We start from the raw sequence: 26,633 nt of genomic DNA, 5'->3' as shown, positions 1-26,633 counted from the left end.
CTCGGGGGCTGCCCTCCGTTCTATGCATCTTCGACATGCGCCACCTCCATGTCGTGTGCACCTCCCAGCATCAAACCGATTTCCTCCACCGTCAGCCCTTTCGCCGGGCGTGGTGCAGACAGCCGCCCTTCGTTCAGCGCGGCGAACCGGTCCGAGATTTCCATCAGTTCATCCAGGTCCTGACTGATGACTATCACCGCCGTTCCTTTGGCCGCCAGATCCAGCAATGCCTGCCGGATCGCGGCGGCGGCCGAGGCATCAACACCCCAGGTGGGCTGGTTCACCACCAGCACATCCGGGGCCTGCATAATCTCGCGCCCGATGACGAATTTCTGCAGGTTGCCACCTGACAGTGACCGGGCCGCGTTGGCGGGGCCAGGGGTGCGCACATCGAAGGTCTTGATCACCCCTTCGGCAAAGCTGCGCGCCTTGCCCCAATGCACAAAGCCCTTGCTGGTCAGCTTCTGCCGGGTCATCGCGGTCATCACCGCGTTTTCGGTCAGCGACATGTCGGGGGCGGCGGCATGGCCCATCCGTTCCTCTGGCGCGGCCAGCAGGCCGATCCTGCGCCGCCCGTTCGGGGGCATTTGCCCGATGGCGCGCCCCTGATAGCTGATCATCGCCGGGGCGACCCGCATTTCGCCTGACAGGGTCGCGACCAGTTCATCTTGTCCATTCCCCGCGACGCCACCAATGCCCAGCACCTCGCCTTTTCGAACCTCAAGTGTGATATCCTTCAGCGCGGTGCCGAACCGGTGCGGGGCCGCGGCGCTGAGGTTTTGCAGGGTCAGGACAGTATCGCCCGCCGGTTTATCCGCTTTTTCCGGCACATGCAGTTTGCTGCCGACCATCAGTTCGGCCATGTCGCGGGCCGATGTGGTTTTGGGGTCGCATTCACCCACCACCTCGCCCAGCCGCAACACGGTGGCATTGTCGCAAAGGGTCCGGATTTCTTCCAGCTTGTGCGAGATATAAAGGATCGCGGTCCCCTCGCTGCTAAGCTTGCGCAGCGTTTCGAACAGGATCGCCACCTCTTGCGGGGTTAAGACCGATGTGGGTTCATCCATGATCAAGAGCTTGGGATCCTGCAGCAGGCAGCGGATAATCTCGACCCGTTGCCGTTCGCCTGCAGAAAGCTCACCCAAGATCCGGTCGGGGTCCAGAGGCAGGCCATATTGATCCGACACCTTGCGCACCTGTGCTGCAATTTCGCGCTGGGGCGGCGGGTTTTCCATGCCAAGGGCGATGTTTTCGGCGACGTTCATCGCGTCGAACAGCGAAAAATGCTGGAACACCATGGCGACACCGGCGGCACGGGCCGCACGCGGTTCGGGCGGCTGGAACGGCTGGCCTTGCAGCGTCATGGTCCCGCTGTCGGGTTTGACGAGGCCATAGATGGTTTTGACAAGCGTGGATTTGCCCGCGCCGTTTTCGCCCAAGAGCGCATGCACCTCACCGGGCAGAATATCGAAGGACACATCCTTGTTCGCAACGACCCCCGGGTAGGCTTTGGTCAGGCCGGACAGGCGCAGTAGTGGGCTATTCATCCGGCGTGGTCCTTGATCGCGCGATTCTGCGGGCTGATCATGGCGGTTGCGACGCCAAGTGCAATGGCTGTGGGGTGTTTGCCTAACAAAGGGTCACCGATCGGGCAGGCGATGCGTGCGATTTGTTCAGATGTGTGCCCCAATGCCGCCAGCCGTTTCCTGAAACGCGCCCATTTGGTGGCGGAGCCGATGAGGCCCGCCGTGTGGAAATCATGGCTCAGGATCGCATGGCAAAGGGCGAGGTCGATCTCATGGCTATAGGTCAGGATCAGGTGATCAGCGTCTGTGGGCGCATGTTTGACGATCTGGGCTGGATCCGTGGCGACCAGTGTTGTGACCTCAGTTTCGGGGAACCGGTCGGTATGGGTATCGACCCAGGTGATCTCGAAATCGGGCAGGGGGGCCATGACATGCATGATGGCGCGGCCCACATGGCCCGCGCCGTAAATCCAGAGCGGACGGACGGGCGATGCGGTTAGCATGTCGGCACGCTCCCATATCAGCGTCACCGACCCGCCGCAGCACTGCCCCAGCGCGGGGCCAAGCGGGATCGTGCGCGTCAGCGCCTCGCGCCCATCGACTAGCATCTTGCGGGCCTCCGCCATCGCCTCCCATTCCAACGTACCGCCGCCGATAGTGCCCTCGATACGGTCAGCGTGGACCAGCATCTGCGTGCCCGCCTCACGCGGTACGGAACCGGCGGTTTTGGTGATGGTGATGCGGATGCAGTTGGTCATCCGCGCGCCCTTTGCACAGCGTTGAGGACTTCCTCGGCGGTGGCGGGGGCCTGCAGATCGGGGTAGTTGGGCCCGCAGGCGCTGACCGCGTCGGACAGGGCGAGGAAGGCGGAAATGCCCAGCATGAAGGGCGGTTCGCCTACCGCCTTGGACCGGTAGATGGTTTGCGCTGGATTGGGCGCGTCCCACAGGGCCACGTTGAAAACGCGGGGGCGGTCGGAGCAGGCGGGGATCTTGTAGGTGGAGGGCGCGTGCGTGCGCAGGCGACCGGTATCGTCCCAGACCAGTTCTTCGGTCGTCAGCCAGCCCGCGCCTTGCACATAGCCGCCCTCGATCTGGCCGATATCCAGCGCGGGGTTCAGCGAGGCACCGGCATCATGCAGGATATCGGTGCGCAGGATACGGTTTTCGCCGGTCAGGGTGTCGATCACGGCCTCGGTCACGGCGGCACCCTGTGCGAAATAGAAGAACGGAGTGCCTTCACCCTTGATCCGGTCCCAGCTGAGGCCCGGGGTCTTGTAGAAACCCGTGGCCGACAGGCTGACTCGGTTCAGATAAGCGACCTGCGCGGCCTCGGCAAAGGTGATCTGTTCGGTGCCGATCTGAACATGACCATCCTCGAACCGGATGTTTTCGGTGCTGGTCTGGTGCAGTTCGGCAAGGCAGGCGGCGATGCGGTCGCGGATGATGTCGCAGGCGTTGGCGACGGCCATGCCGTTGAGGTCAGACCCGGACGATGCGGCGGTAGCCGATGTATTGGGCACCTTGCCGGTGTCGGTGGCGGTGATCTTGACATGGCTCACATCGATCCCGAACCGGTGGGCGGCGATCTGGGCCACCTTCTGGAACAGGCCTTGCCCCATTTCGGTGCCGCCATGGTTCATATGGACCGATCCGTCCTGATACACATGCACCAGCGCACCCGCCTGATTGAGATGGCTGAGGGTAAAGGAAATCCCGAATTTGACCGGGCTGAAGGCGATTCCTTTCTTCAGGATCGTCTGTCCTGCGTTCCAGTCAGCGATCGCTTCGCGGCGGCGGTGGTAATCGGCGCGGGCCAGCAGATCGTCGGTCATGTCATGCAGGATGAAATCGGTGACCGGCATCCTGTAGGGGGTTGTTTGCACCGGGGATGGGTCAAGACCCATCTTACGATCCCGCGCTGTTTCGTCAGCCGCGCTGGAGGTGGCACCGCGGGATGCTGGGTTTGGCCCTTGCTTCTTTGGAGTGGAAATATCCTCGGGGGGGCGCGCAGCGCGGGGGGCAGACGGCCCCCCTCCCTCCATCGCGGCATAGTAATTCCGCTGGCGTATCGCGACAGGGTCCAGCCCCAGTTCCGCCGCGATATGATCCATCACTCGTTCGATCCCCAGCACCCCCTGCGGGCCGCCGAAACCGCGAAAGGCCGTGGCGGATTGGGTGTTGGTCTTCAGCCGGTGCGAGGTGATCCGGGCGGCGGGCAGATGATAGGCGTTATCGGCATGCAGCATCGCTCGGTCGGCCACGGGTAGCGACAGATCCTGCGCCCAGCCGCAGCGGGTGATTTGCGTGAAATCGACGCCGAGGAGTTTGCCCTTCTCATCGAACCCCGCATCGTAATCGATCCGGAAATCATGCCGCTTACCGGTGATCATCATGTCATCGTCGCGGTCATAACGCATCTTGCAGGGGCGGTCGGTTGCCCGTGCGGCCACGGCACAGGCGACGGCCAGCGCGTTGCCCTGGCTTTCCTTGCCGCCGAACCCGCCACCCATGCGCCGGATTTCGCAGCGGACCGCGTGCATCGGCATCCCCAGCGCCTCGGCCACCTTGTGCTGGATTTCGGTCGGATGCTGGGTGGAGCTATGGACCACAATATCGCCGCCTTCCTGCGGCAGGGCGAGGGCGGCTTGCCCTTCGAGGTAGAAATGTTCCTGCCCGCCCATATTGATTGTGCCGTTGATGCGGTTTGGGGCGTCTGCCAGAGCCTGATCCACGTCGCCCTTGGTCCAGACGCGCGGGCCATCCTCGAACCGGCTGTTCGCGGCCAGCGCGTCTTCGATGGTCAGGATCGGGGTGTCTTCTTTGTAGTCGATTTCGGCCAGCCGGGCGGCCTTGCGCGCGTTCAGGTGGGTGTCAGCGATAACGATGAAAATCGGCTGGCCAAGGTAATGAATATCACCTGTCGCCAGCAGCGGTTCATCATGGATCGAGGGTGAGACATCGTTGGCAAAAGGCAAATCAGCGGCTGTGAGGACCGCGACAACACCAGCAGCCTTTCGCACCTTGTCCAAGCTCATGTTTGTGATGCGGCCCTTGGCGATTTCGGCAGTGCTAAAGGCCAGATGCAGCGTATTGGCCGGGGTTGGCAGGTCATCGACATAGCGCGCGCTGCCGGTCACATGCAGCCGGGCGGCATCATGGGGCAGGGGTTTGGCGACGCTCATGATGTCACCTCCAGCACGTTGATCCTGTCGCCGGACAGATCGGCAAAATAGCGGTGCAGCAGGTTTTGCGCGGTGGTCAGCCGGTATGCGGCAGAGGCGCGCATGTCGGTCATTGGTGTGTAATCGTCGCCCAGCCGCGCGGCGGCCGTGGCGACAGTCTCTGGTTTCCAGGGTTGGCCGATCAGTGCAGCCTCGGTCTTGTGCGCCCGGTGCGGCGTGCCGGCCATGCCGCCAAATGCGATGCGGGCGTCCGATACGACCCCATCCGCGACGGTGATGTTGAAACAGCCGCACAGGGCCGAGATATCCTGATCGAACCGTTTTGAGATTTTGTAGCAGCGCAATGCAGAGGCGGTTTTGGGGATTGTGACACCGGTGACGAGTTCGCCCGCGGTCCGGTCCTGCTTGCCGTAGTCGAGAAAGAAATCCTCGATCGGCATGTCGCGCGTTTTGTCCCCATGGCGCAGGTGCAGCGTGGCCCCAAGGGCGATCAGCGCTGGCGGGTTGTCCCCGATGGGCGATCCGTTGGCGATGTTGCCCCCGATGGTCGCTGCATTGCGCACCTGTTCGGACCCGTAACGGCGGATCAGTTCGGCGTAGGATGGGTGAAATTCACCCATCGAGGCCATGACGGCTGTCATGGTTGCCCCGGCCCCGATGTGGATCGTATCATCGCTGACGGTGATCCGCTGCAAGTCAGCGCAGCGGTTCAGGAACGCGACATGGGGCAGGTCGCGCAGTTGTTTCGTGACCCAAAGCCCGACATCGGTGGCCCCGGCGATCAGGGTCGCGTCCGGGTGGGCCGCGTACCACGTGGCAAGATCATCAAGGGTTTCGGGGGCGTAGGGTTGTTGTGCTGCGCTGGGCATATCGTCATCCAGCCAATCGGGCGAGGGCGCGGCCTCCGCCGCCTTTGCTGCGCGAATAATCGGGGCGTAACCGGTGCAACGGCACAGGTTGCCTGCCAGCACATCGTCGTAATCCCTGCGCCCATTCATATGCCCCGCCGTCATTGAGGCGATAAAGCCGGGGGTGCAGAATCCGCATTGCGATCCGTGATGGTCCACCATGGCCTGCTGCACGGGATGCAGCGCGCCGTCCGGCCCAGCGATCCCTTCGACTGTGCGCACCGCCTTGCCATGCAGTTGCGGCAGAAACAGGATGCAGGCGTTCAGGGCTTTCGCCCCATCGTTATCGCTCACGATGACGGTACAGGCGCCGCAATCGCCTTCGTTGCAGCCTTCCTTGGTCCCGCAGAGCCCCTGATCCTCGCGCAGCCAGTCAAGCAGGGTCCGCGTCGGGGCGGTATCGACCTGCACAGTTTCCCCGTTCAGAAGAAACGTCACATTCATGATGTAAACCTGCCGCCTTACCGATTGCCCGAGGTGCGCGGCACGATGTCGATGCGGCGTAGACATCTGCCCCTCTGTTCGCCCAAGAAAAGCGGGACGGGGCCGGATTTGCAAGTGTTTTGCCGCGTTGGGGCCGGATTTATACGCGCAGCGCGGCTAGCGGTTGACGTCAGTGGCGGCGACATCGCCCTTGTGCAGCAGGATATCCATCCATGCCGCGTTGTCGGCAAAGCTGTTGTAGATGGTGACGAAACTGGTCGTCCTTGCCAGCCGATTGATCGACCTGCCGCAGGGTTCGCTGCGCCCGACCCGGCAATATGACGCCTTGATCGCCTCATACGCGTCGTCGGTGGGGGTGTAGGGCTGGTCCAACCCGACATCGGCGTAGCGGACGATTTCATGCGTGCCGATATCGCCGAAAATCACCAAGGCGCCGGTGAACTGCCGCGCGCAGCCATCACCAAAGCCGGTCAGGAAATGCGTTCTGGGTTGGATCGTGTCGGGGGCGGTGTCGTAAACATCATAGCCGGATGCAGTGCCCACGCGGGTGCCCATGTCGCGTTTCCGGATTGTGCAGTTGCGGGCCAGTTGGCCAAAAGGCACCGCATCCGCCGCCACCGCAGTATCGGCAAAGCCAAAGCTGGTTTGACCGGCACCCATGCCATCGACCCCGGCAGGATCAATGCAGCCTGACAGCATCAATGCCGTGAAGGCGGCGAGGCTTGCGCGATACATTTGAATATCCCAATGTTTCCTATTGCATTGCGATAACGATGACCGGGCCTCGCGTCCATGGTGGCGCGCGGCCTGCGACAACGCGCCGTACTCAGGCGTCTTCCACCTCGATGACGCCGCTGAGGCTGCGCAAGGCCCCTTTGATCTTTGGATTTACCGGGAAATCCTGACCCAGATCCAGTTCCACCTCCCCGGGTAGGTCATCGCCCATCAGGCAGAAATAGACCGGCCCGCGCCCGGCCCGCACACCGTCGCGGGCGGCGTTTTCCAGAATGCTGGCGACCGACCCGATGGCATCGGGCGCGTCGATGAAGACACGCAGGCCCGCACCACCCGCATCCGCCACGATCGTGTCGATCGGAGAGACCGAGCGCCCGAGCAGCTTCAACTGATCGGCTTCCATAGTGGCCTCGCATTGCAGGACGATCTGCGCGCCGGTTTCAAGGAATTCGCGCGACGCCTCCAGCGTGTCGGAAAACATCGTGACCTCGTATTGGCCGGTCGGGTCGGACAGCTGCACAAAGGCAAAACGGTTGCCGCGTGCCGATTTACGCTCTTGCCGCCCTGACACGGTGCCCGCCATCTTGACGATGGCGGCCCCTTTTTCGGCGCGGGCTGTGACCTCATCCAGTGTCATGACCTGTTTGCGCTTGAGCGCGCCCATGTAGTCGTCGAGCGGGTGACCGGACAGGTAGAAGCCGATGGCCTTGAATTCCTCGGCCAGGCGTTCGGCGGGCAGCCAGTCATCGCCGCCCGCGAGACGCGGTTCGGGCAGGTCTTCGCCAGCGTCGCCGAAAAGGGATACCTGATCGGATGATTTCTGATCGTGGATTGCCGCCGAATAGGCGGTGAGCGCATCAAGGCTGTTGAACACACGGCGCCGGTTCGGGTCCAGCACGTCGAAGGCCCCAGCGCGGGCCAGCATTTCCAGCGGGCGCTTGCCGATGCGTTTCAGGTCGACCCGGCGGGCAAAATCAAAAAGGTTGACGAAGGGTTTGTGCGGCGCTGCCCCGTCCCGCCCTTCGACGATCAGTTTCATCGCCTCGACCCCGACGTTTTTCAGCGCGCCAAGCGCATAGACCAGTTTGCCGTCATGCACATCGAACGTCGCCATCGACCGGTTGACGCAAGGCGGGATGTAATCCAGCCCCAGCCCTTTCTTGACCTCCTGAAAATAGACGCCCAGCTTGTCGGTCAGGTGGATATCGCAGTTCATGACCCCGGCCATGAATTCGACCGGGTGGTTCGCCTTGAGCCACGCGGTCTGGTAGCTGACGACCGCGTAGGCGGCGGCGTGGGATTTGTTGAAACCGTAATTGGCGAATTTCTCCAGGAGGTCGAAAACCTCGCGTGCCTTTTTCGGCTCGACCCCGTTGGCCTTGGCGCCTGCTTCGAATTTGGGGCGTTCTTTCGCCATCTCCTCGGCGATCTTTTTACCCATCGCGCGGCGCAGCAGGTCGGCTCCGCCAAGGCTGTAGCCTGCCATGACCTGCGCGATTTCCATCACCTGTTCCTGATAGACGATGATGCCCTGGGTTTCCTTCAGGATGTGATCAATCGACGGGTGGATCGATTCCAGTTCGCGCTGCCCATTCTTGACCTCGCAATAGGTCGGTATGTTTTCCATCGGGCCGGGACGGTAGAGTGCCACGAGGGCCACGATGTCTTCGATACAGGTCGGTTTCATCCGCTTGAGCGCGTCCATCATGCCACTGGATTCCACCTGGAACACGGCGACCGTCTTGGCCGAGGAATAAAGCGCGTAGGATTTTTCGTCGTCCAGCGGGATCGCCCCGATGTCGTATTCGAACCCCTCCGGCGCGTCGTAAAGCTGTGTGCCATCGGCTGCGATATTCAGCGGGCGCCCCGCCTTCTGGATCAGGTCCACCGCGTTCTGGATCACCGTCAGCGTCTTTAGCCCCAGAAAGTCGAATTTGACCAGTCCGGCCTGTTCGACCCACTTCATGTTGAACTGGGTGGCGGGCATGTCGGACCGCGGATCCTGATACAGCGGGACCAGTTCGTCCAGCGGGCGGTCACCGATCACCACACCTGCGGCGTGGGTAGAGGCGTTGCGCAACAACCCCTCGACCTGTTGGGCGTAGGTCAGCAGGCGGTCCACGACCTCTTCATTCTTGGCCTCTTCGCGCAGGCGCGGTTCGTCGGCCAGTGCCTTTTCGATGCTGACGGGTTTGACGCCTTCGACCGGGATCATTTTCGACAGACGGTCCACCTGCCCGTAAGGCATCTGCAAGACCCGGCCCACATCGCGCACCGCGGCCTTGGACAGAAGCGCGCCGAAGGTGATGATCTGGCCCACCTTGTCACGCCCGTATTTTTCCTGGACATAGCGGATGACCTCTTCACGGCGATCCATGCAGAAATCGATGTCGAAATCGGGCATCGACACACGTTCGGGGTTCAGGAACCGTTCGAACAGTAGGGAATAGCGCAGGGGGTCCAGGTCGGTGATCAGCAGGGCGTAGGCGACGAGCGAGCCAGCACCAGAGCCACGACCGGGCCCGACGGGGATGTCGTTATCCTTGGCCCATTTGATGAAGTCGGCCACGATCAGGAAGTAGCCGGGGAAGCCCATGCCCTCGATAATCCCAAGTTCGAATTCCAGCCGCTTTTCGTAGTCTTCGACCGGGGCGGCGTGGGGGATGACGGCAAGGCGGGCCTTGAGCCCCTCTTGCGCCTGACGCCGCAATTCCGCGACCTCGTCATCGGCGAATTTCGGCAGGATCGGGTTGCGCTTATAGGCCTTGAAGGCACAGCGGCGTGCGATTTCGACGGTGTTTTCAATTGCCTCCGGCAAATCGGCGAAGAGGGTCGCCATTTCCTGCGGCGATTTGAAGTAATGCTGGGGGGTCAGCCTGCGGCGCGGTTCCTGCTGATCGACATAGGCGCCTTCGGCGATGCAGATCAGGGCGTCATGCGCTTCGTAGAGTTCGGTTTTGGGGAAATAGGCGTCATTGGTGGCGACCAGCGGCAACCCCTTGGCATAGGCCATTTCGATATGGCCGCGTTCCGACAACCGCTCTGCCTCTGGCAGGCCGTCGCCGGGATGACGTTGCAGTTCCACATAAAGTCTGTCGGGATAGATCGCGGCGAGCCTGTCCATCAGCGCCTCGGCTTTGGGCCGCTGGCCCTGGCGTAACAACCGCCCGATGGGGCCGTCCGGGCCGCCGGACAGGCAGATCAGACCGTCGCTATACTGCTCCAACTCCTCAACCGTGACCTGCGGCAACTGGCCTTCTGCATCCAGATAAGCGCAGGAATTCAGCTTCATCAGGTTCATATAGCCCGCTTCGTTCTGGGCCAGCAGCACGATGGGGGCAGGGTTTTCGGGGCGCTTGCCCGGTTCGGGGGTCGTGTAGCCGACATCGACCTGACAGCCGATGATCGGCTGGATGCCGGCCTTTGACGCGCCTTCGGAAAATTCCAGCGCGCAGAACATGTTGTTGCTGTCTGTCACGGCGACAGCAGGCATGCCCATTCCGGCGGCAAGGCCAGGCAGTTTCTTGACCGGGATCGCGCCCTCAAGCAGCGAATATTCGGTGTGGACGCGCAGGTGAATGAATCGGGGGGATGTGCTCATGCTTTTCAGGGTATCTGATGTGTGGCAGTCTACAAGATGGCAATGGGGGATTTGCGATGTGGCGCGCGTTGTTCTTGGCGCTTTGGGCGGCACCGGCTGTGGCGGACAGCTTTCCGGTGGCGCGCTGTGTCAATCTGGATCAGGCGCTTGAGGCCCCGAACGAAGGCGATTGGGGCTACCGGATCACCCGCCCTGACATTGAATGGATCGCGGCACAGGGGTTCGACACGATCCGGCTGCCAGTACGCTTTGATGCCCATTGGAACGGTCAGATCGCCCCCAGCTTTCTGGCGCGTGTCGATGCGGTGATCGGCTGGGCGCTGGCCGCCGATCTGAATATCATTCTGGATCTGCATCATTTCGACGCTCTGATGGCGGACCCGTCCACGCACACGGCGGAGTTTCAGGCAATCTGGATCGAATTGGCGATGCGCTATGCCGATTATGATGACCGGCTGATGTTCGAGTTACTGAACGAACCGCATGATCAGCTTACCACTGACCGGGCGGTGTCGCTGTTTCGCAGCCTGATGCCCGTGATCCGCGCCGAAAGCCCGGACCGCTGGGTGATCATCGAAGGCGGTTATTGGGCCAATATCAGCGCCTTGCCCGAACTGCCCCGGTTCGATGACCGCACGGTTCTGTCGTTTCATTTCTACGGGCCGTGGGAGTTTACGCATCAGCAGGCAAGCTGGCTCGCCGACCCGCCACCGGCCATGGGGTGGGGGTCTGACGGCGATCGGGCGGCGGTGCAGGGATATATTGCTGAGGCGGCCCAGTATGGCCTGCCGATGTTGCTGGGTGAATTCGGCGTGACGATCGAGACGAACGCACGCGATCGGGCGGACTGGACCAAAACGGTCCGGCAAGAGGCTGAGGCGCATGGGATCGGCTGGTGCCATTGGGGGTTCGCCGGAAACTTCGCGATCTTTGATCAGCAGACACGCGACTGGCTGCCGGGGATGCAGGATGCCCTATTTTCAAAGCCATAGGCAGGCAGTTGCGGTTAAAACTTAGTATCTTTGCTAACTGTATTGACAACGGTCGGCTTTGCATCAATACTTAGCAACATGGCTAACCAACTTGATTCCTTTTTCGGCGCTATGGCCGACCCCACCCGCCGGGCCGTTATCGAACGGCTCGCCTCGGGTCCTGCCAGCGTCAGCGAATTGCACAAGCCGCACAAAATGGCGCTGCCCACCTTCATGCGCCACCTCAAGGTGCTGGAGGACACCGGCATCGTCCGGTCCGTCAAGAAAGGGCGCGTGCGCACCTGCCATATCGAGGCAGCCCCGCTGATCGAAGCGCAGGGCTGGCTCGCCTGGCAGCGCGAGATTTGGGAAAACCGGCTGGATGGTCTTGCGGCGCTTGCCCATGAAATCTCACAAAAGGACCAGAACGATGGCACTTGATACAACCACCTTTGATCTTCATCGCACTTTGCCCCTGAAACCCGAAAAATTGTGGGAGGTCATGACCGACCCCAAGCACCGTGAAAAGTGGGGCGGGCCGGATGCCGAGACCGTGCTGGTGGTCGATGCCGCCGATCTGCGCGTGGGCGGGCAGGACCGGCACCGCTGCGGGCCTGCCGACGCGCCGGAATTCGTGGTCGAAACCCGGTGGTATGACCTGACCGGGCCGGAACGGGCGGTTTTCACCGAAACCCTGATCATCGGGGGTGAGCCGATTTGCACCAGCCTTGTGACCTACAGCCTGACAGCCGCAGGGCCGGGAACCGAACTTGGGGTCACGGTTGCGGTCTCCTCATTCTCAGGACCCGAAACGCTCGAGGACTTCAAACAGGGCTGGGGCGGTGGTCTGGACAATCTCGAACGCCATGTCGCCGCAATCACGGCAGACGCGTAAGGCAAGTTGAACAGTGGGGGCTCAGGCGCGTAGCCTGCGCCCCTCGGGGTCGAATGGCGGGGCGGCAAGGATCGTGGCCTTGTGGGGCTGACCCAGCACCATGACCTCCACCACATCGCCCGGCCCGGCATCCTTAACAAAACCAAGTGCGAGGCTTTGATCGACCGTGTACCCATAAGTGCCCGACGTCACCCGGCCGATGCCCTTGCCATCCTTGAAAATCGGCTCGCCCCCTGTGGCATCCGCGTTTGAGCGGTTAACGTTATCAGCGTCCAGTTCCAAAATGACAAGGCGCTCGCGGGCCGGGTTTCGCAGAACCTTGACCGCAGCTTCCTTGTTCAGGAAATCCTTGTCCAGCTTGCAAAGCCGATCCAGCCCGACCTCCTGCGGCCAGTATTCGGGGGAATATTCGCGGGACCATGATCCGTAGCCTTTTTCGATCCGCAGCGACATCAGGGCGCGGCTGCCCACCGGGCCTGCGCCGTGCGCCTTGCCCGCATTCAGCAGGGCGGAGTAGAGGGCGGCCTGATCGGCGGTTTTGCAATGCAACTCCCACCCCAGATCACCTGTGAACGACACACGCAGCGCCAACATCTCGACCCCGGCCAGCGTGATGGTTTGCGACCGCATGAACCGGAAATCGGCTGTTGCGAGTGATGTGTTTGTCAGCGATTGCAGCAGGTCGCGTGCGGCGGGGCCGGCGACGTTGAACCCGCAAATGGCTTCGGTCTGGCTTTCGAATGTGGTCCCATCGGGCAGGGGGACCTGTTTGAAGAAACGTTTATGATAGCGTTCGGCCATGCCGGAGCCGATGATCCAGAATGTGTCGTCTGCCGTCCTGGTCACGGTGAAATCGCCAGCGATCCCGCCGCGTTTGCTGATCAAAGGCGTCAAGCAGGACCGCCCGACCGCGCGGGGCATCGTGTTGGCGAATACAGCATTCAGCCAGTCTTCGGCGCCCGGCCCGCGGCAGATATATTTGGCGAAATTCGAGATATCGATGATCCCCGCCTTGTCCCGCAACATCCGGCATTCGGCACCCACCGGGTCCCACCAGTTCTGCCGGGTAAAGCCGTTGGTTTCTGTCGCGCCGGGCATGTCGGCGAACCACAAGGGGTGTTCCCAGCCAGCATTCAGGCCAAAGACCGCGCCCCTATCCCGCTGCATGTCATAGACCGGGCGGGTGCGGGCAGGGCGGCCTGCGCTGCGTTCTTCGTTCGGGAAATGGATGGCGAAGCGGTGGGCATACTGATCGGCGACGCGCGCCTTGGTGAAGGTCTTGGTCGCCCATGTGTCGAACCGGGCCATGTCCCAGCCGAACATGTCATATTGCGTCTCGCCCTCGATGATCCATTGGGCGGCCAGCAGGCCCATGCCGCCGGATTGCGAAAAGCCGGGGATGATGCCGTTGCAGCAGAAGTAATTGTCCAGTTCCGGGACCGGGCCGAACAGCACATTGGCGTCGGGGGACCAGATCATCGGGCCGTTGATCACCCGCTTGATCCCGGCCTCGCCCACCGCCGGCACCCGCTCAATCGCGTTCATCATGTTTTCCTCGATCCGGTCCAGATCGTCGGGGAACAGGTCATGGGCGAAATCGAGCGGTGTGCCGTCTTCGGCCCAGAACCGCATGTCGCGTTCATAGGCGCCGACGAGCAGGCCCTTGCCTTCCTGCCGCAGATAGTATTCGCCGTCCCGGTCGCTGACCGACGGCAGGCGGCGGTCCATCGCCGCGATTTCAGGGATGGTTTCGGTGACGAAATACTGATGTTCGGTCGGTTGCAGTGGCAGTTGCAGACCGGCCAGTGCCGCCACCTCGCGCGCCCATAGCCCTGCGGCATTGACCACCCATTTGGTGTGAATATCGCCCCTCGGGGTCTGGACGATCCAGCTGCCATCGGGTTGCGCCACGGTCCCGGTGACGGGCGTGAAGCGGTGGATCTGCGCGCCGCGCTGTCGCGCGCCCGCGGCATAGGCCTGCGTGACGCCGGAGGGGTCTACATTACCGCCATCGGGTTCGTACATCACGCAGCGGATGCCATCGAAATTGACCAGCGGGTGCAAATCACGGGCCTCTGCGATGCTGATTTCGTGGAAATTCATACCGTAAAGTTTCGCCTTGGCCGCCTGCAGGCGCAGCTGGTGTTCGCGCGCTTCGGTCTGCGCCAGATAAAGCGATCCGGGCTGGAACACGCCGCAGCCCTGGCCGGTTTCCTGCTCCAGTTCCTTGTAAAGGTTCATCGTATAGTGCTGGATCCGGCTGATATTGGTGCTGTCATGCAGCCCGTGGATATTGGCGGCGGCATGCCAGGTGGAGCCGGATGTCAGTTCATCGCGTTCCAGCAGCACCACATCGGACCAGCCGAGTTTGGCCAGATGGTAGAGGATGGAACAGCCGATGACTCCGCCACCGATGACGACGGCGCGGGCGGTGGTGGGCAGGGGGTCAGTCATGGCAGGGTCCTGTGATCGGGTGGGCGCGGCCATGGGTGACAAGCCGTTGGTTCAGGGTGATGGCTTCGCGCGCGCCATCCTCAAGCGCGAAAACGAAGGCCTGGGTCAGGAAAAAGCAGGCGGCGTTGATGTCGCCCGCAGCCTCGGCCTGATCGGCGGCCTGCGTGTATAGGTCGATGAGCCCGGGTAAGTCATGATCGGCATGGGCCTGTAGCAGACCGGCATCCAGCGAGTCGCGATCCACGATTGTCAGCGTCCGGCTGTCATCTGGCTGGCCACCCAATGATGGAAGTTATGGGTTGGGCCATCCATCACCGGGGAAAACCGACCGCCATCGAAATGCAGGCCGTGCCGCCCCTTTTGCATGCCTTCGACGACGAACACATCCTCTTCGAAGACACCGCGCCATTGGGTTGCGTTCTTGGTCCGCAGGGCGTCAAGGTCCGGCGTGTCGGCGGGGGGCACGGCATAGAAAATCGCGATATGTTCGACCGTCTTTTCACAGCCCTGCGGTTCCAGCACGATGGCAAAGGTATGGTCGCGCTGCACGCCCAGCAGGACGTTGGGGTAGATCGCGACATATTCCCCGCCCTCGTTCCATTTTTCGCTGAGGTCGGGGAAGTCCGGCATTGCCTCGCCGGTTTCGCTTTTCAACTGGCGATAGACCAGCGTCCCTTGACCAGAATAAAGGCCAGGTTCTTCGATATTGTAATGATCCTCAAGCCGGGAATAGCTGTTCAGGCCGGGATGGACCCAAGGCAGGTGATAGCTTTCGCAGTAGTTTTCGACCGCGAGTTTCCAGTTGGTTTGCACATCCAGCGTGAAATAGGACACATCGCCGCCCAGATGCAGCGGCTGGTCGAATTCGCGCCAGCGATCCAGCAGATGGGCATGGGCGACCTCGAAATCCGGGGCGGTGCCGTCGATATTGGCGAATACGACGCCCTGCCAGATATAGGACGGGATGGGGATCAGGCCCAAGGCGTTCATGTCGATATCGTCGTGCCGGTTCTGCCCTGGCCCGCCCACATGGGGCGTGGATTTTAGCGTGCCGTCCAGATCGTAACACCAGCTGTGATAAGGGCAGCGGATCGCGCCCCTGATCTTGCCGGGTTTGTCGACAAGGATCATGCCCCGGTGCCGGCAGGTGTTCTGGAAAACGCCAACCTTGCCGTTGCGATCACGCAGGATCAGCAGAGGCATACCGACAAAACTGACGGGCATTGCATCGCCCGGTTCCGGCACGTCCTTTTCAAACCCGATCCCGGCCCAGTTCCGGAACAGGACGGCATGTTTTTCAGCCTCGAAAACGTCTGGGTCAATGTAATGCGCATTGGGCAGGCCATTGGCGACATTGACGGGCGCCATGACCGACGCAAGCGGATCGTGTTTGTTCATGGGGCAACCTCCCGCACTGAAGGAACGCTGCCATTATGCGTGCAAGCGGGCGATTTCATTTGGCGCATAACGACGATTGGTAGCCCCGATTTGTCGCCTTTGGGCTAGGACAGGGCCGCCATGATCCCGCGCAGTTCGGCGAGTCCGCGCATCCGCCTGATCAGCGGATAGCCCGGCATCCCACCCCGCCGCAGAACGTGATACCGTTTGCGGGGCTGTCAACGGCGTTCATTATGCGGTCCGTACGTGGTCGGTTGGGATATGATGCAGCGCGGGCACAACGCCCTGCAAACCGATCTGCAAAAGGTCCTGGATAGCGATGGGATCGGCTGGTCCGAACCAGCGCCGGGTCTGATGCATGGTCCCGCCTTTGTCTTGGTCTGGCGATGACGGTCGCAACTGTCCTGACAAATTGCGATACAGCTATCCACAACATCATATATGATTTGCTTTTTCGTATCTAATAAATAATATCAAATACGAAAATAGGTGAATCGCCATGCCCACGACCCGTTCTAAATCAGATAGTCTTTATCAGACGGTCCGCCAGGATATTCTTTCGCTTGATCTCGAACCGGGGGCGCCGCTGCGTTTGCCAACCCTGTCAGAACGGTATCGGATCGGGCTGACGCCGCTGCGCGAATGCCTCAACCGGCTGACCACGGAAAAGCTGGTGGTGATCGAACATAACAAGGGGTTTCGCGTGGCACCTCTGTCGCGCGCGGACCTGCTTGACCTCGAGCAGGCGCGCAATGCCATCGAAGGCGCGCTTTTCGTCGACTCCATCAGACAAGGCCGCGACACATGGGAAGCGGCGGTTGTGGGGTCCTACCACCATTTATCCAAAACACCATTCCCCTCTGTCCTGCAGGCGCCCGAGGACCTGGCGCAATGGACCAAGCGGCACGAGGCGTTTCACCGGGCGTTGATCAGTGGTGCGCCATCGGTCTGGATGCACCGTTTCTGCGACCAGTTGGGCGATCAGCTGGGGCGCTATCATCTGTTCATCCAGAATGGTCTGCGGGACATGTCAGTCACGCAGCCGGCACAGGCGTCGACCGCAGCGGCAACATTTTCCAAGGCGATGGAACTGGCCCCGCACACCGCACTGCATGATGCAGCACTGGCGCGCGATACCGATGCCGCTGCAGAGCTGTTCCGCGCACATGCCAACCTGTCGATCCAGGCTTTTGAGGAATTGATACAACTGCTGCCCGCCGAAACGCCCGTCGGCACGCTCCTGCGGCACCCCACAAACGAGGCCAGCGCGTGACCGACGCCTATGATCCGGCGGGGGACGGCGCGCAAATGTCCTTTGCCCGCGACATGAGCTACGCCGATTACCTGTCGCTTGATCCGATCCTGGGCGCGCAGAACCGGCTGTCCGACGCCCATGACGAGATGCTGTTCATCATCCAGCACCAGACGTCCGAGCTGTGGATGCGGCTGGCCCTGCATGAATTATCCAGCGCCCGCATCGCCCTGATCGCCGATGATTTTCAACCGGCCTTCAAGATGCTGACCCGCGTCTCGCGCATTTTTGACCAGTTGAACAATGCCTGGGACGTGCTGCGCACCATGACCCCCAGCGAATACACCGCCTTTCGGGACAAGCTGGGCGCGTCATCGGGGTTTCAGTCGCACCAGTATCGCCTGATCGAATTCATCCTGGGCAATCGCAACCGGGCCATGCTGAAAGTCCATGAACACCGGCCCGAACTGCATCACATGCTGGAACAGGAATTGCGGACCCGGTCGCTTTATCACGTGGTGCTGGACAAGCTTGCAGCGCGGCTCGACACCCGTTTTGACCCAAAGATTTACCGCATGGACCAGCCGCATCAGCATGACAACGCGGTGATGGCCGCCTGGACCACGATTTACCAGTCGCCCCGCGATCACTGGACCCTTTATGAACTGGCCGAGAAGCTGGTCGACCTGGAGGATTACTTCAGACGCTGGCGCTTCAATCACGTCACAACCGTCGAACGGATCATCGGCTTCAAACGGGGCACCGGGGGGACATCCGGTGTGAAATACCTACGTAAGATGCTCGAGGTCGAGCTTTTCCCAGAACTCTGGAACATGCGAGGGCGGTTATGATGAAAGATGTTGGTGTGACCCTGCCGATCAAGGAGAAATTCGTCCTGCCCGATGGGATGATCTATCTCGATGGTAATTCACTGGGGCCCTTGCCCAAAGGGGTGCATGACCGGCTGTCCGCCATGGTGACTGATGAATGGGGCCAGCACCTGATCAAGGGCTGGAACGTTGATGATTGGATGGGCCAGCCGATGCGCGTGGGCAATATGGTGGCCCGTCTGATCGGCGCACCTGACGGGTCGGTGACGATGGGCGATACTTTGTCGATCAAGGTCTATCAGGCGCTGTCGGCGGCGGTACAGATGCGCCCGGACCGGCGGGTGATCCTGTCGGACAGTGGCAATTTCCCGTCTGACCTTTATATGGCCGAAGGGCTCATCGCCCAACTGGATCGCGACTATGAATTGCGGATCGTGGCCCCTGAACAGGTCGCGGAAGCCATGACAGATGACGTCGCCGTCGCCGTGATCACACAGGTCGATTACCGCACCGGTCGGCTGCATGACATGGCGGCGATCACCGCAGCGGCCCATGAAGCGGGGGCGGTGATGCTGTGGGATCTGGCCCATAGCGCCGGCGCAGTGCCCGTTGATCTGACCGCCTGCGCCTGCGAATTCGCGGTCGGCTGCACCTATAAATACCTCAACGGCGGCCCCGGTGCGCCGGCGTTCATCTACGCAAGGCCCGATATCGTGGATGACATCAGACCGGCCCTATCCGGCTGGCTGGGGCACGATGCGCCCTTTGCTTTTGAGACATCCTATCGCCCGGCCCGCGATATCGAACGGATGCGGGTCGGCACGCCGCCGGTGTTGCAGATGACCGCGCTCGAGGCCGCGCTGGAGGTCTGGGACGGCATCGACATGCAGCACCTGCGCGACCGCAGTATCGCCCTGTGCGAGCTGTTCATCGCAGAGGTTGAGTCCCGCTGCCCCGCCCTGACCCTGCACAGCCCGCGCGACGCGGCGATGCGGGGGTCGCAAGTGTCATTCGCGTTCGAACACGGCTATGCCGCCATGCAGGCCCTGATCGCACGGGACGTGATCGGCGATTTCCGGGCACCCAACGTGATGCGCTTCGGCTTCACCCCGCTTTATATCGACGAAAACGACGTGCGGCGGGCGGTGGATGTTCTGGCCGATGTACTGGACAACCGGCTCTGGGACGATCCGGCGTATCAGAAGGCGGGGCGGGTGACGTGAGCGGGTCGAGTGGGACAATACGGGTGTTCTGACTGGGGACCTAAGACCAAAAAATAAATCATGATGATCCGCGAAACGAATGACGGCTTTGAGCCCAAAGCTACTCCCCTAGTTCGTCGAACACAGGTGAAAGTTTCTGCTCCAATGCCGTTTGGATTTTGCCTTTCTTAATAAACAATGCTTGAAACTGATTGTCCAACCTGCACTCGTCCTCATCATTGTAAGAGTGCAGAACACCAAATGATCCGGGGGCGACATCGGCGACGAGTGCCACAAGGCCATTGACTTCATTCCAACGACTGTCGAGGTGGTTGAAATTTCCATTAATCAAGAGGTTACGGGCTCTATTCTGGGAAAGCACCATTGCAAACAGATTAAAGCCATTGATGCCTTCTACTTTTTTTCAATGATAGAAATGGCATCAGAGAGCATCTCGTCCGCTTCGTCTCCCTCTCGAAACGCTTCTCGGATCGTGAACCAGCCATGCAGTTCGACCATCTGATCTCCAATTCGCTCTTAAGTATTTAGTATGAAAGCCTAGCTACTCAAAGCTCATCGGTATTGGAAGGCAGCTAAGTCCCGCCGACTGTGAGCTCACCTAACTCCAGATTTCGCACACGCAGCGAATGACCGCAAAGTCGGGTGCCTATGCAGCATCCGGGTCGAGTGTTCAAGGTCCGGTAATGGGATGTACCGGCTGCTTCTCCCAGCAGGTTAGGCTGAGCCTATTTCACCTGTAGACTAGGAGAAGTAGCATGGCGAAGAAAGACTTTGATGAGATGATGTCGATAGGCATCGATATCGGCAAGGACACATTTCACATTGTCGGTTTTGGCTGCTTTACAGACGTGAAATGAAGGACAACCTCCGCACCATGACTTTCATCCGCAGTCTTCGTGCTTTGCCAAGACGTGAGAGGGCGTTCCTTGTTGGCGAGGATCCTGGGCGATGACGCCCTACACAACCTCGTATGGTCGACCAATAGACTCTCTAGTCAGCTCATCAACCACGAAGATATCGAGTTCAGTGCGATCGATTGCACGTCATCAAGCGGATCTTTGGCTTGTACGGTCGCGTTTCGGCATCTTAGCCCAATTGGGCGGCCCTAGGGCCTTCATTAGATGAATCTGACGGGCGGCATCATGATAGGCAAGCTATTCATACACCTGCCGGTATCACCAGAGAAATATCGCCTCTGGGTTGAGGCGTAGCAATTGCGATTCTCGATGCAGAACGCGTTTGTGAATTTCACTGGTTCTTTGAGTGGCAGATGCCCGCGCCGGCCAGTTTATGGTAGGAGTTATCAGGCTGATTTCAGCCTATCGACCCGCTCAACATATTAACACATTGATTTTATGATAGAATAATAAACACTTCCTTTTTCAGAGCCGTAGACACACTCGCGACATCACAGCATTATGATCAAGGGTGATAAGTACAACAGGCCGTCTGCAAGACACCTGTCGGTAGTTGGCAGCACAAAAACCGTTCAGCCGAAAATATCTCAGGTTGTACCACAGGGGGTTCCCAAAGATGCCGTCTCCAATCCAGACAAACGAAGAATGGTGGGTCAATGACCAAACACCGGACAATCCATTTGGCAAAAGCGAAGACTACGAAGCCTATCTCGACTATTTGGGGGCATTGCCCAGAAGCCTAACGCCAGAGGTCGCGGCGGAGCCTATGAGGATCAATGTCTCAGAGCTTGCCAACCATACCGATTATCAGGCCGCCGCAGTTGGCGCCTTGCAGATGTGGGCTTCTGTCACACCACTCCAATTCGAAATAGTCTATGACACCCCCTTCGATCCCGACACGGATTGGATGCAGATCGTCAGCCCGGAAATTGGCGAGCCCAGTGATGGCAGCGCGTTTTCCAGCAACCGCTATGTCAGCGTGGGCCAACGTTTCCACGACACCGAACCCAACCTGACGGATATCGGTGGTTACGTGTTTGACACCTTCGTTCACGAATTTGGCCATGAATTCGGTCTGAACCACCCCGGCCTATACAATTACAGCGGCCCGGGCGGCGTGCAGATCAACTATCTTAACAACGCCACCTGGATCTTTGATCGCCAGCAGTACAGTGTCATGTCCTATTTTGACGGCATTGACGTTGGTGAAGAAAGCCGATGGTCGGCAGCCACCCCCATGATGGCCGATATTGAGGCGACGATCCGTCGTTATTTCTCGGAGGTGGATGAGAACGGGGTGCGGACCTACGAGACCATCAACCTCCAAACCGGGGACACCGTCTATGGCTTCAACAGTACCGAATATGGGTATGCGCTGACCTCAACGGGCATGCAGCGTGACATCGGTTTTGTGATCCACGACACGGGTGGCACCGACACAATTGATTTCTCTGGATCTACCGCAGACACGATCCTTGATTTGCGCGCCGGGCAGTTTTCTAGCGTCAATGGTCACAACAACAATGTATCGATTTTTGCCGGCCATAACGCTGACGAGACCGAATACTATATCGAAAACGGCATCGGCAGCAGCCATGACGATATCTTGATCGGCAATGACGGAAATAACGTTTTGGATGGCCGTGGCGGTGCTGACCGCATGGCGGGCTATGGCGGTGACGATGTCTATTTTGTCGATTCAATCGACGATATCGTGCACGAGGAGGAAGACGGCGGGAACGACACCATCATCGTGTTGTCTGGTGATATTGACATTGGGAACGTCGATAATGTTGAAAACATTATCTATACCAATGGAACGCCTTACCAACCGGACAATGGTGGCGGTGAAACGCCACCCAGTGCTGGCGACAACACCCTGACCAACATCATCATCGGGGATGGCAGCAGTGAGGTCCTTGAAGGGGGTGCCGGTGACGACACAATCTTTGGGATGGGCGGTGACGATTTCATCATCGGCGGTGCCGACTCACTCGCCAGTCGCGATATCAACAATACGATTGCGATCGCGGATCTTGAAGACCAAACCGAAAGTGATGACGGCAACGACACGCTTTATGGCGGTGCTGGTAACGACACCATCCTTGGCGGCCAGGGCAATGATATCCTCAACGGTGGCGACGGCGACGATACGCTCAGTGGTCAAGACGGCATCGACGTCTTCATAGGCGGCGATGGCAGCGATACTGTTGACTACAGCCGGGAAAGCCCGTTCCAACTGCTTGTCAATCTTGAAACGAATGTGGCCAGTGGTGGCACAGCCTCGGGCGATACATTCTACAGCATCGAGAACCTGATTGGGTCGGATGACCGGATTGACCGTTTCGTCGGGAACGCATCGGACAATCATTTCTGGGGTCAGGGCGGTGGTGACTATTTCAACGGCGGCGCCGGGAATGACGTGCTGGACGGCGGCAATGATGGCGACATCCTGTATGGCGAAGATGGCGATGACATACTCATCGGCGGGTCCGGTCAGGACTACATGAATGGCGGCGATGGCATTGATACGGTTGTTTACGCTGGCAGTTCCGCTGGCGTGACCGTGGATCTTGCCAACGGGACGGCCAGTGGCGGCGACGCAACCGGCCCGGCGCAAATCGTCGGACGCGGCACTGTGATCCGGAACGATATCCTTGCCGAGATCGAAAATGTCGTCGGTTCATTCCATGATGATCACCTGATCGGGGACGACCAGACCAACGAACTTTCCGGTGGCTCTGGTGATGATACGCTGACGGGTGGCGGCGGTACCGACATTCTGAACGGCGGCGCAGGTAGCGATACGGCAGATTACGCCGACGCGACCAGCGGGGTCCGGCTCAATCTCAGGCGCGACGGATCAGAGGGCGACACCTATGTTTCTATCGAAAATCTGGCCGGTTCGGGCTTTGATGATCGGTTGATCGGGGACCGTGCGGCGAATGTTCTGACAGGCCAAGGCGGCGATGATGTGCTGCGCGGCGGCGGGGGTGATGACACGCTGCTTGGTGACTTTGCGTATCAGGGCGATGCGCCGCCAACCCCCGGTTTGGGCACCGGCTACGCCACGTTGGGGCCGGACGCTACGAACAATTCGATCGCCACTGCATTCGACATTTCCGATAACTTCTCACTGACAGAAGATCCGGATATCTTCGATTCAACAACTGTGCTGCATACGACCGTCAATGCCACCGGCAACGGTCTTGGTGCGTATTACAGTATCGATCTGGCGGCAGGTACGATCATCACAATCGACATTGACGGCATCGCCGATCCCAACGTCCATGACAGCTGGGTGCGGTTGCTGGACAGCAATGGCGATATCGTTGCCGAAAACGACGATGGCGGCGGCGACCCCGGCTCCACAAGCGTAAGGGATTCAAGCACTGTTTTCGTCGTCGAAGAAACCGGAACCTACTACATTCTCGAAGGCAGCTGGACACCTGAATCGACAGAAGGCGGCTGGACCGAGGCCATCCCCGAAGGGTCGACATACGAGTTGAACGTATCGGTCGACTTCCCTGCCCCACCTGCCCAACCGGGCGAGGCAGGCGATGACCGGCTCTTTGGTGGCAGAGGCAGCGACCTGCTCGATGGTGGGGTTGGCGCCGACTTGCTGGTCGGCGGCGCGGGCGAGGATTCGTTCCGCTTCACAACTGCCCTGGGGGATGACAATGTTGACAGGATCAGGGATTTCTGTGTCGCCGAAGATTTGATCCTTCTAGACAGCCTCATCTTTACCGAGCTGGGCGATGATGGTGCCCTATCCTTTGGCGCGTTCTATGGTAGCGCAATGGGCGAAAGCCGTGATGCCGACGACCGCATCATCTACAATACCGAAACCGGGGCGCTGTCTTATGACGCTGATGGCTCCGGAGAGCTTGACGCCATTGAGTTCGCGCAGCTGGGTATGAATCTTAGTCTTTCAGTAGATAACTTTGTCATCGTCTGACGCGATATGGGAGGGGCACGTTATGGTGCCCCTCCCGATGCCGCTTTGACGACCGGAGCGAAAATAAGAACGAACGGTAAGGGAGGTTATGCATGACGGATCATCACACAAATCGCCGCAGGATACTCTTGGCAGTTGGAGTTGCGGCTGTCGCAGCGGTCGCAGATACAGCTATGGCGCAATCGACGGAAATCCGAGGCACAGTCGATTTCGAAGGCGGCGCCAAAATCCCCCAAGGTGAGATCGAAATTTATTCTGAGGATTCCGCGCTGCCAAACGAAACCCGACATCCTACCGCTCAAACGCAGGTTAAAAGTGATGGAGGGGCAAAAACGATCGCTTTTTCCTTTTCGCCACCTGCAAGTGTGGGACCTTTGCAAATCATCGCACGTCTCGAGCGTGAGGACGGCTGGCTCCTCGCGCGCGGCAGTGCAATTTCCAAGACCGGTTCACCTGTTTCTATCACGCTCAACACAGTCATGTATTAGGGGCGTAAACCCATCCGGTAATGAAACTAGGTTACTCGGACTTGGTCGTCCTACTCAGAAGTCTCTGGGATTGGTGTAACCTTATCCGCAATATACTGACTCAGCGTAGCGGCAGAGCGCAATCCATCAAACTTGGAACCTCACCATTTAAGAACGCCGACAAGTCATGTCGGATGTCGTATATGCTGAGACTGAATTAATGAGACTCGGCTCGTGATCAGAACCGTGACCTACTCTTGTCCTTTAACCAACTCTTAAGACCGGCAAGTCTCAGTTTTCAGAAATTCTGGGAGTTGATCCGGCGGATGTCGCTGGTGTCGCGAAGCGCAAGAACCAGCCGTTGGCGCGAATAAAGCGAAGGTCGGTTTCGTCCCGCATTGCCTTGATCCGTAACCCGCGCGGCTAAAGTCGGGAAAGAGCCGATTCTGTGAAAAAACAACGTGTTGATGACACAGAAAGTGCTGTCGGGAAGATGGCGCCAGCGACTTTCTGATCAAGCTTTTCGCGTTTGCTGCGGTGCAGGAAAGATCTTGGCGAGTCTGCGGAGGTTCTGGGCGGTGGCGGCAAGGAGGAATTCGTCATTTGCGCCGCAAGGCCCTCGTAATCGAAGCCGTCCCAAGCCCAGAATGCGTTTGAGATGGGCGAAGAGCAACTCGACTTTCTTCCGCAGCCTGGATGAGACCTTGTACTGGGATGTTTTGCGGATGGCGCGGGCGACATCGCGGGCATCCTCATGCTCTTCGCAGGTGATCTTGCGGCAGTCTACCTTGGGACAGCATTGGGGTTTAGATGGACACGCCTTACAGGTGTGTTTGAGCGCCTGATACTTGGCAACGCCTTTCCCGGCCGGCCCGCGATTGGGGTCGGAATAGTTCCGACGGAATTGCTTGAGCACTTCGCCCTCGGGGTAGATGTACTGGTTGTTCTCAGCGTCCCATTCGAAGTCGGCGCGGGACCATGTGCCGTCGGCCCGGCCAGCTTTGTCGATCACCGGGATATGCGGCGCTATCTTGCGCTTCACTAACCAGCCCAGCATCGGACCCGATCCGTAGGCGGTGTCTACGATCAGCCGCTCCGGGTGCAGGTCGAATTTGTCTTTGACCCGGTTCAGCATGGTCTTCGTCGATCCCACCTCGGGCTCTCGGATCGATCTAGTCGCTTCGACATCGACGATAACATCGTGATCCGTATCGATCAGGTAATTGTTGGAATAGCTGAAGAACGCGTTCGCCATTGTCTCTCGGACCAATGGCTCACCCTTGCGGGCCGCTGTCCATTGACTGGCCGGGTCAGAATGCGAGGTGAACTTGGGCTATACCTCGCTGGCAGCACCAAACGCGGCCTCATCCAGCGTGTCGAGATACTCGCGAACAGTTCGTGGTGCAGCGTCCACATCGACACGCGCCGGGTCCCATTCTTCTTTTGGAGCAGAGTACTGCCGGTTCACGTCGGCTTCGATCAGGCTAGCATCAACAGCCATACGCTGTCCACTCACTAGACCTTCGGTGATGCATCTCGCAACGGTCGTCTCGAACAGATGGCGCAGCAGTTCACTCTCGCGGAAGCGTCCATGTCGGTTCTTCGAGAAGGTTGAATGGTCAGGGATGCGGTCGCTCAATTCAAGACGGCAGAACCAGCGATAGGCGAGGTTCAGATGGACCTCTTCACAGAGCCGCCGTTCGGATCGGATGCCGAAGCAATACCCAACCAGCAGCATGCGGATCAGCAGTTCAGGATCGACAGACGGACGCCCTGTGTGGCTGTAGAAGTCTGCAAGATGGGGCCGAATGCCGTCCAGGTCCACGAACCGGTCAATCGATCTCAGCAGATGATCTTGCGGAACATGATC

The 26,633-nt window shown here is 59.7% G+C and carries 19 protein-coding genes and 1 pseudogene; 8 read left to right on the top strand and 12 right to left on the bottom strand.

The annotated features are described in order from the left end of the window. Nucleotides 1-20: 20 nt before the first annotated feature. From ACFWW4_RS00100 to dnaE, 6 genes are all read right to left on the bottom strand, one after another. Nucleotides 21-1,547 carry an ABC transporter ATP-binding protein gene (locus ACFWW4_RS00100; protein WP_411888996.1) on the bottom strand — a complete coding sequence of 509 codons (1,527 nt, stop codon included), beginning with the start codon at nt 1,545-1,547 and terminating at the stop codon, nt 21-23. Continuing rightward, entirely contained in the window at nt 1,544-2,284 is a 741-nt protein-coding gene (xdhC, locus tag ACFWW4_RS00095) for a xanthine dehydrogenase accessory protein XdhC (protein WP_411888995.1), read from the bottom strand. The genes ACFWW4_RS00100 and xdhC overlap by 4 nt, the downstream gene beginning before the upstream one ends. Then, nucleotides 2,281-4,710 carry a xanthine dehydrogenase molybdopterin binding subunit gene (gene xdhB / locus ACFWW4_RS00090; protein WP_411888994.1) on the bottom strand — a complete coding sequence of 810 codons (2,430 nt, stop codon included), beginning with the start codon at nt 4,708-4,710 and terminating at the stop codon, nt 2,281-2,283. Before xdhB ends, xdhC begins: the two co-directional genes overlap by 4 nt. Next, nucleotides 4,707-6,062: a xanthine dehydrogenase small subunit gene (locus ACFWW4_RS00085; RefSeq protein ID WP_411888993.1), complete on the bottom strand. Its 1,356-nt coding sequence runs from the start codon at nt 6,060-6,062 to the stop codon at nt 4,707-4,709. Before ACFWW4_RS00085 ends, xdhB begins: the two co-directional genes overlap by 4 nt. A gap of 156 nt (nt 6,063-6,218) precedes the next feature. After that, nucleotides 6,219-6,797 (bottom strand): hypothetical protein, encoded by a 579-nt coding sequence (locus ACFWW4_RS00080; protein ID WP_411888992.1) that lies wholly within the window; start codon nt 6,795-6,797, stop codon nt 6,219-6,221. Nucleotides 6,798-6,888: 91 nt separating this feature from the next. After that, nucleotides 6,889-10,398, bottom strand: coding sequence for a DNA polymerase III subunit alpha (dnaE, locus tag ACFWW4_RS00075; RefSeq protein WP_411888991.1), 3,510 nt, complete (start codon nt 10,396-10,398; stop codon nt 6,889-6,891). A 56-nt stretch (nt 10,399-10,454) separates the two neighbouring features. Between dnaE and ACFWW4_RS00070 the strand changes: the two genes are divergently transcribed. From ACFWW4_RS00070 to ACFWW4_RS00060, 3 genes are all read left to right on the top strand, one after another. After that, nucleotides 10,455-11,390: a glycoside hydrolase family 5 protein gene (locus ACFWW4_RS00070; RefSeq protein WP_411888990.1), complete on the top strand. Its 936-nt coding sequence runs from the start codon at nt 10,455-10,457 to the stop codon at nt 11,388-11,390. Between the two features lie 78 nt (nt 11,391-11,468). Beyond that, a complete protein-coding gene (locus ACFWW4_RS00065) occupies nt 11,469-11,810 on the top strand; it encodes an ArsR/SmtB family transcription factor (protein WP_393927565.1) in 342 nt (113 codons plus the stop codon). Then, nucleotides 11,800-12,264, top strand: coding sequence for an SRPBCC family protein (locus tag ACFWW4_RS00060; protein ID WP_411888989.1), 465 nt, complete (start codon nt 11,800-11,802; stop codon nt 12,262-12,264). Before ACFWW4_RS00065 ends, ACFWW4_RS00060 begins: the two co-directional genes overlap by 11 nt. 21 nt (nt 12,265-12,285) lie before the next feature. Here ACFWW4_RS00060 and ACFWW4_RS00055 read toward each other — a convergent pair whose 3' ends face one another. The 4 genes from ACFWW4_RS00055 to ACFWW4_RS00040 all read right to left on the bottom strand — a co-directional run bounded on the left by ACFWW4_RS00055 (nt 12,286) and on the right by ACFWW4_RS00040 (nt 16,476). Continuing rightward, nucleotides 12,286-14,706 (bottom strand): GcvT family protein, encoded by a 2,421-nt coding sequence (locus ACFWW4_RS00055; RefSeq protein WP_411889396.1) that lies wholly within the window; start codon nt 14,704-14,706, stop codon nt 12,286-12,288. A gap of 4 nt (nt 14,707-14,710) precedes the next feature. After that, nucleotides 14,711-14,962, bottom strand: coding sequence for a hypothetical protein (locus ACFWW4_RS00050; RefSeq protein WP_411888988.1), 252 nt, complete (start codon nt 14,960-14,962; stop codon nt 14,711-14,713). A gap of 5 nt (nt 14,963-14,967) precedes the next feature. Then, the gene (locus ACFWW4_RS00045; RefSeq protein ID WP_411888987.1) at nt 14,968-16,116 is read right to left on the bottom strand and encodes an aromatic ring-hydroxylating oxygenase subunit alpha; all 1,149 of its coding nucleotides are present in this window, start codon (nt 16,114-16,116) and stop codon (nt 14,968-14,970) included. 231 nt (nt 16,117-16,347) lie between these two features. Next, entirely contained in the window at nt 16,348-16,476 is a 129-nt protein-coding gene (locus tag ACFWW4_RS00040) for a mannonate dehydratase (RefSeq protein ID WP_411888986.1), read from the bottom strand. 139 nt (nt 16,477-16,615) lie between these two features. Between ACFWW4_RS00040 and ACFWW4_RS00035 the strand changes: the two genes are divergently transcribed. Genes ACFWW4_RS00035 through kynU form a run of 3 tightly spaced genes read left to right on the top strand, consistent with a single transcriptional unit; the run spans nt 16,616 to nt 19,421 of the window. After that, nucleotides 16,616-17,389: a GntR family transcriptional regulator gene (locus ACFWW4_RS00035; RefSeq protein WP_411888985.1), complete on the top strand. Its 774-nt coding sequence runs from the start codon at nt 16,616-16,618 to the stop codon at nt 17,387-17,389. Continuing rightward, entirely contained in the window at nt 17,386-18,219 is an 834-nt protein-coding gene (locus ACFWW4_RS00030; protein ID WP_411888984.1) for a tryptophan 2,3-dioxygenase, read from the top strand. The genes ACFWW4_RS00035 and ACFWW4_RS00030 overlap by 4 nt, the downstream gene beginning before the upstream one ends. Next, nucleotides 18,219-19,421: a kynureninase gene (kynU, locus tag ACFWW4_RS00025; RefSeq protein WP_411888983.1), complete on the top strand. Its 1,203-nt coding sequence runs from the start codon at nt 18,219-18,221 to the stop codon at nt 19,419-19,421. Before ACFWW4_RS00030 ends, kynU begins: the two co-directional genes overlap by 1 nt. 100 nt (nt 19,422-19,521) lie before the next feature. Here kynU and ACFWW4_RS00020 read toward each other — a convergent pair whose 3' ends face one another. Beyond that, nucleotides 19,522-19,785 (bottom strand): Imm7 family immunity protein, encoded by a 264-nt coding sequence (locus tag ACFWW4_RS00020; protein ID WP_411888982.1) that lies wholly within the window; start codon nt 19,783-19,785, stop codon nt 19,522-19,524. A gap of 1,169 nt (nt 19,786-20,954) precedes the next feature. Here ACFWW4_RS00020 and ACFWW4_RS00015 point away from each other — a divergent pair. Further along, entirely contained in the window at nt 20,955-24,296 is a 3,342-nt protein-coding gene (locus ACFWW4_RS00015) for a M10 family metallopeptidase C-terminal domain-containing protein (RefSeq protein ID WP_411888981.1), read from the top strand. A 92-nt stretch (nt 24,297-24,388) separates the two neighbouring features. Beyond that, complete coding sequence (locus tag ACFWW4_RS00010; protein WP_411888980.1) at nt 24,389-24,784, top strand: hypothetical protein; 396 nt, start codon at nt 24,389-24,391, stop codon at nt 24,782-24,784. A 493-nt stretch (nt 24,785-25,277) separates the two neighbouring features. On the opposite strand, the pseudogene ACFWW4_RS00005 reads toward ACFWW4_RS00010, so the two are convergent. After that, nucleotides 25,278-26,633 (bottom strand): annotated as a pseudogene (locus ACFWW4_RS00005) (IS1182 family transposase); the annotation flags it as partial.

The organism is Yoonia sp. SDW83-1 (assembly GCF_046762885.1).
Lineage (GTDB): Bacteria > Pseudomonadota > Alphaproteobacteria > Rhodobacterales > Rhodobacteraceae > Yoonia.
This window is presented reverse-complemented; position numbering and strand designations above follow the sequence as displayed.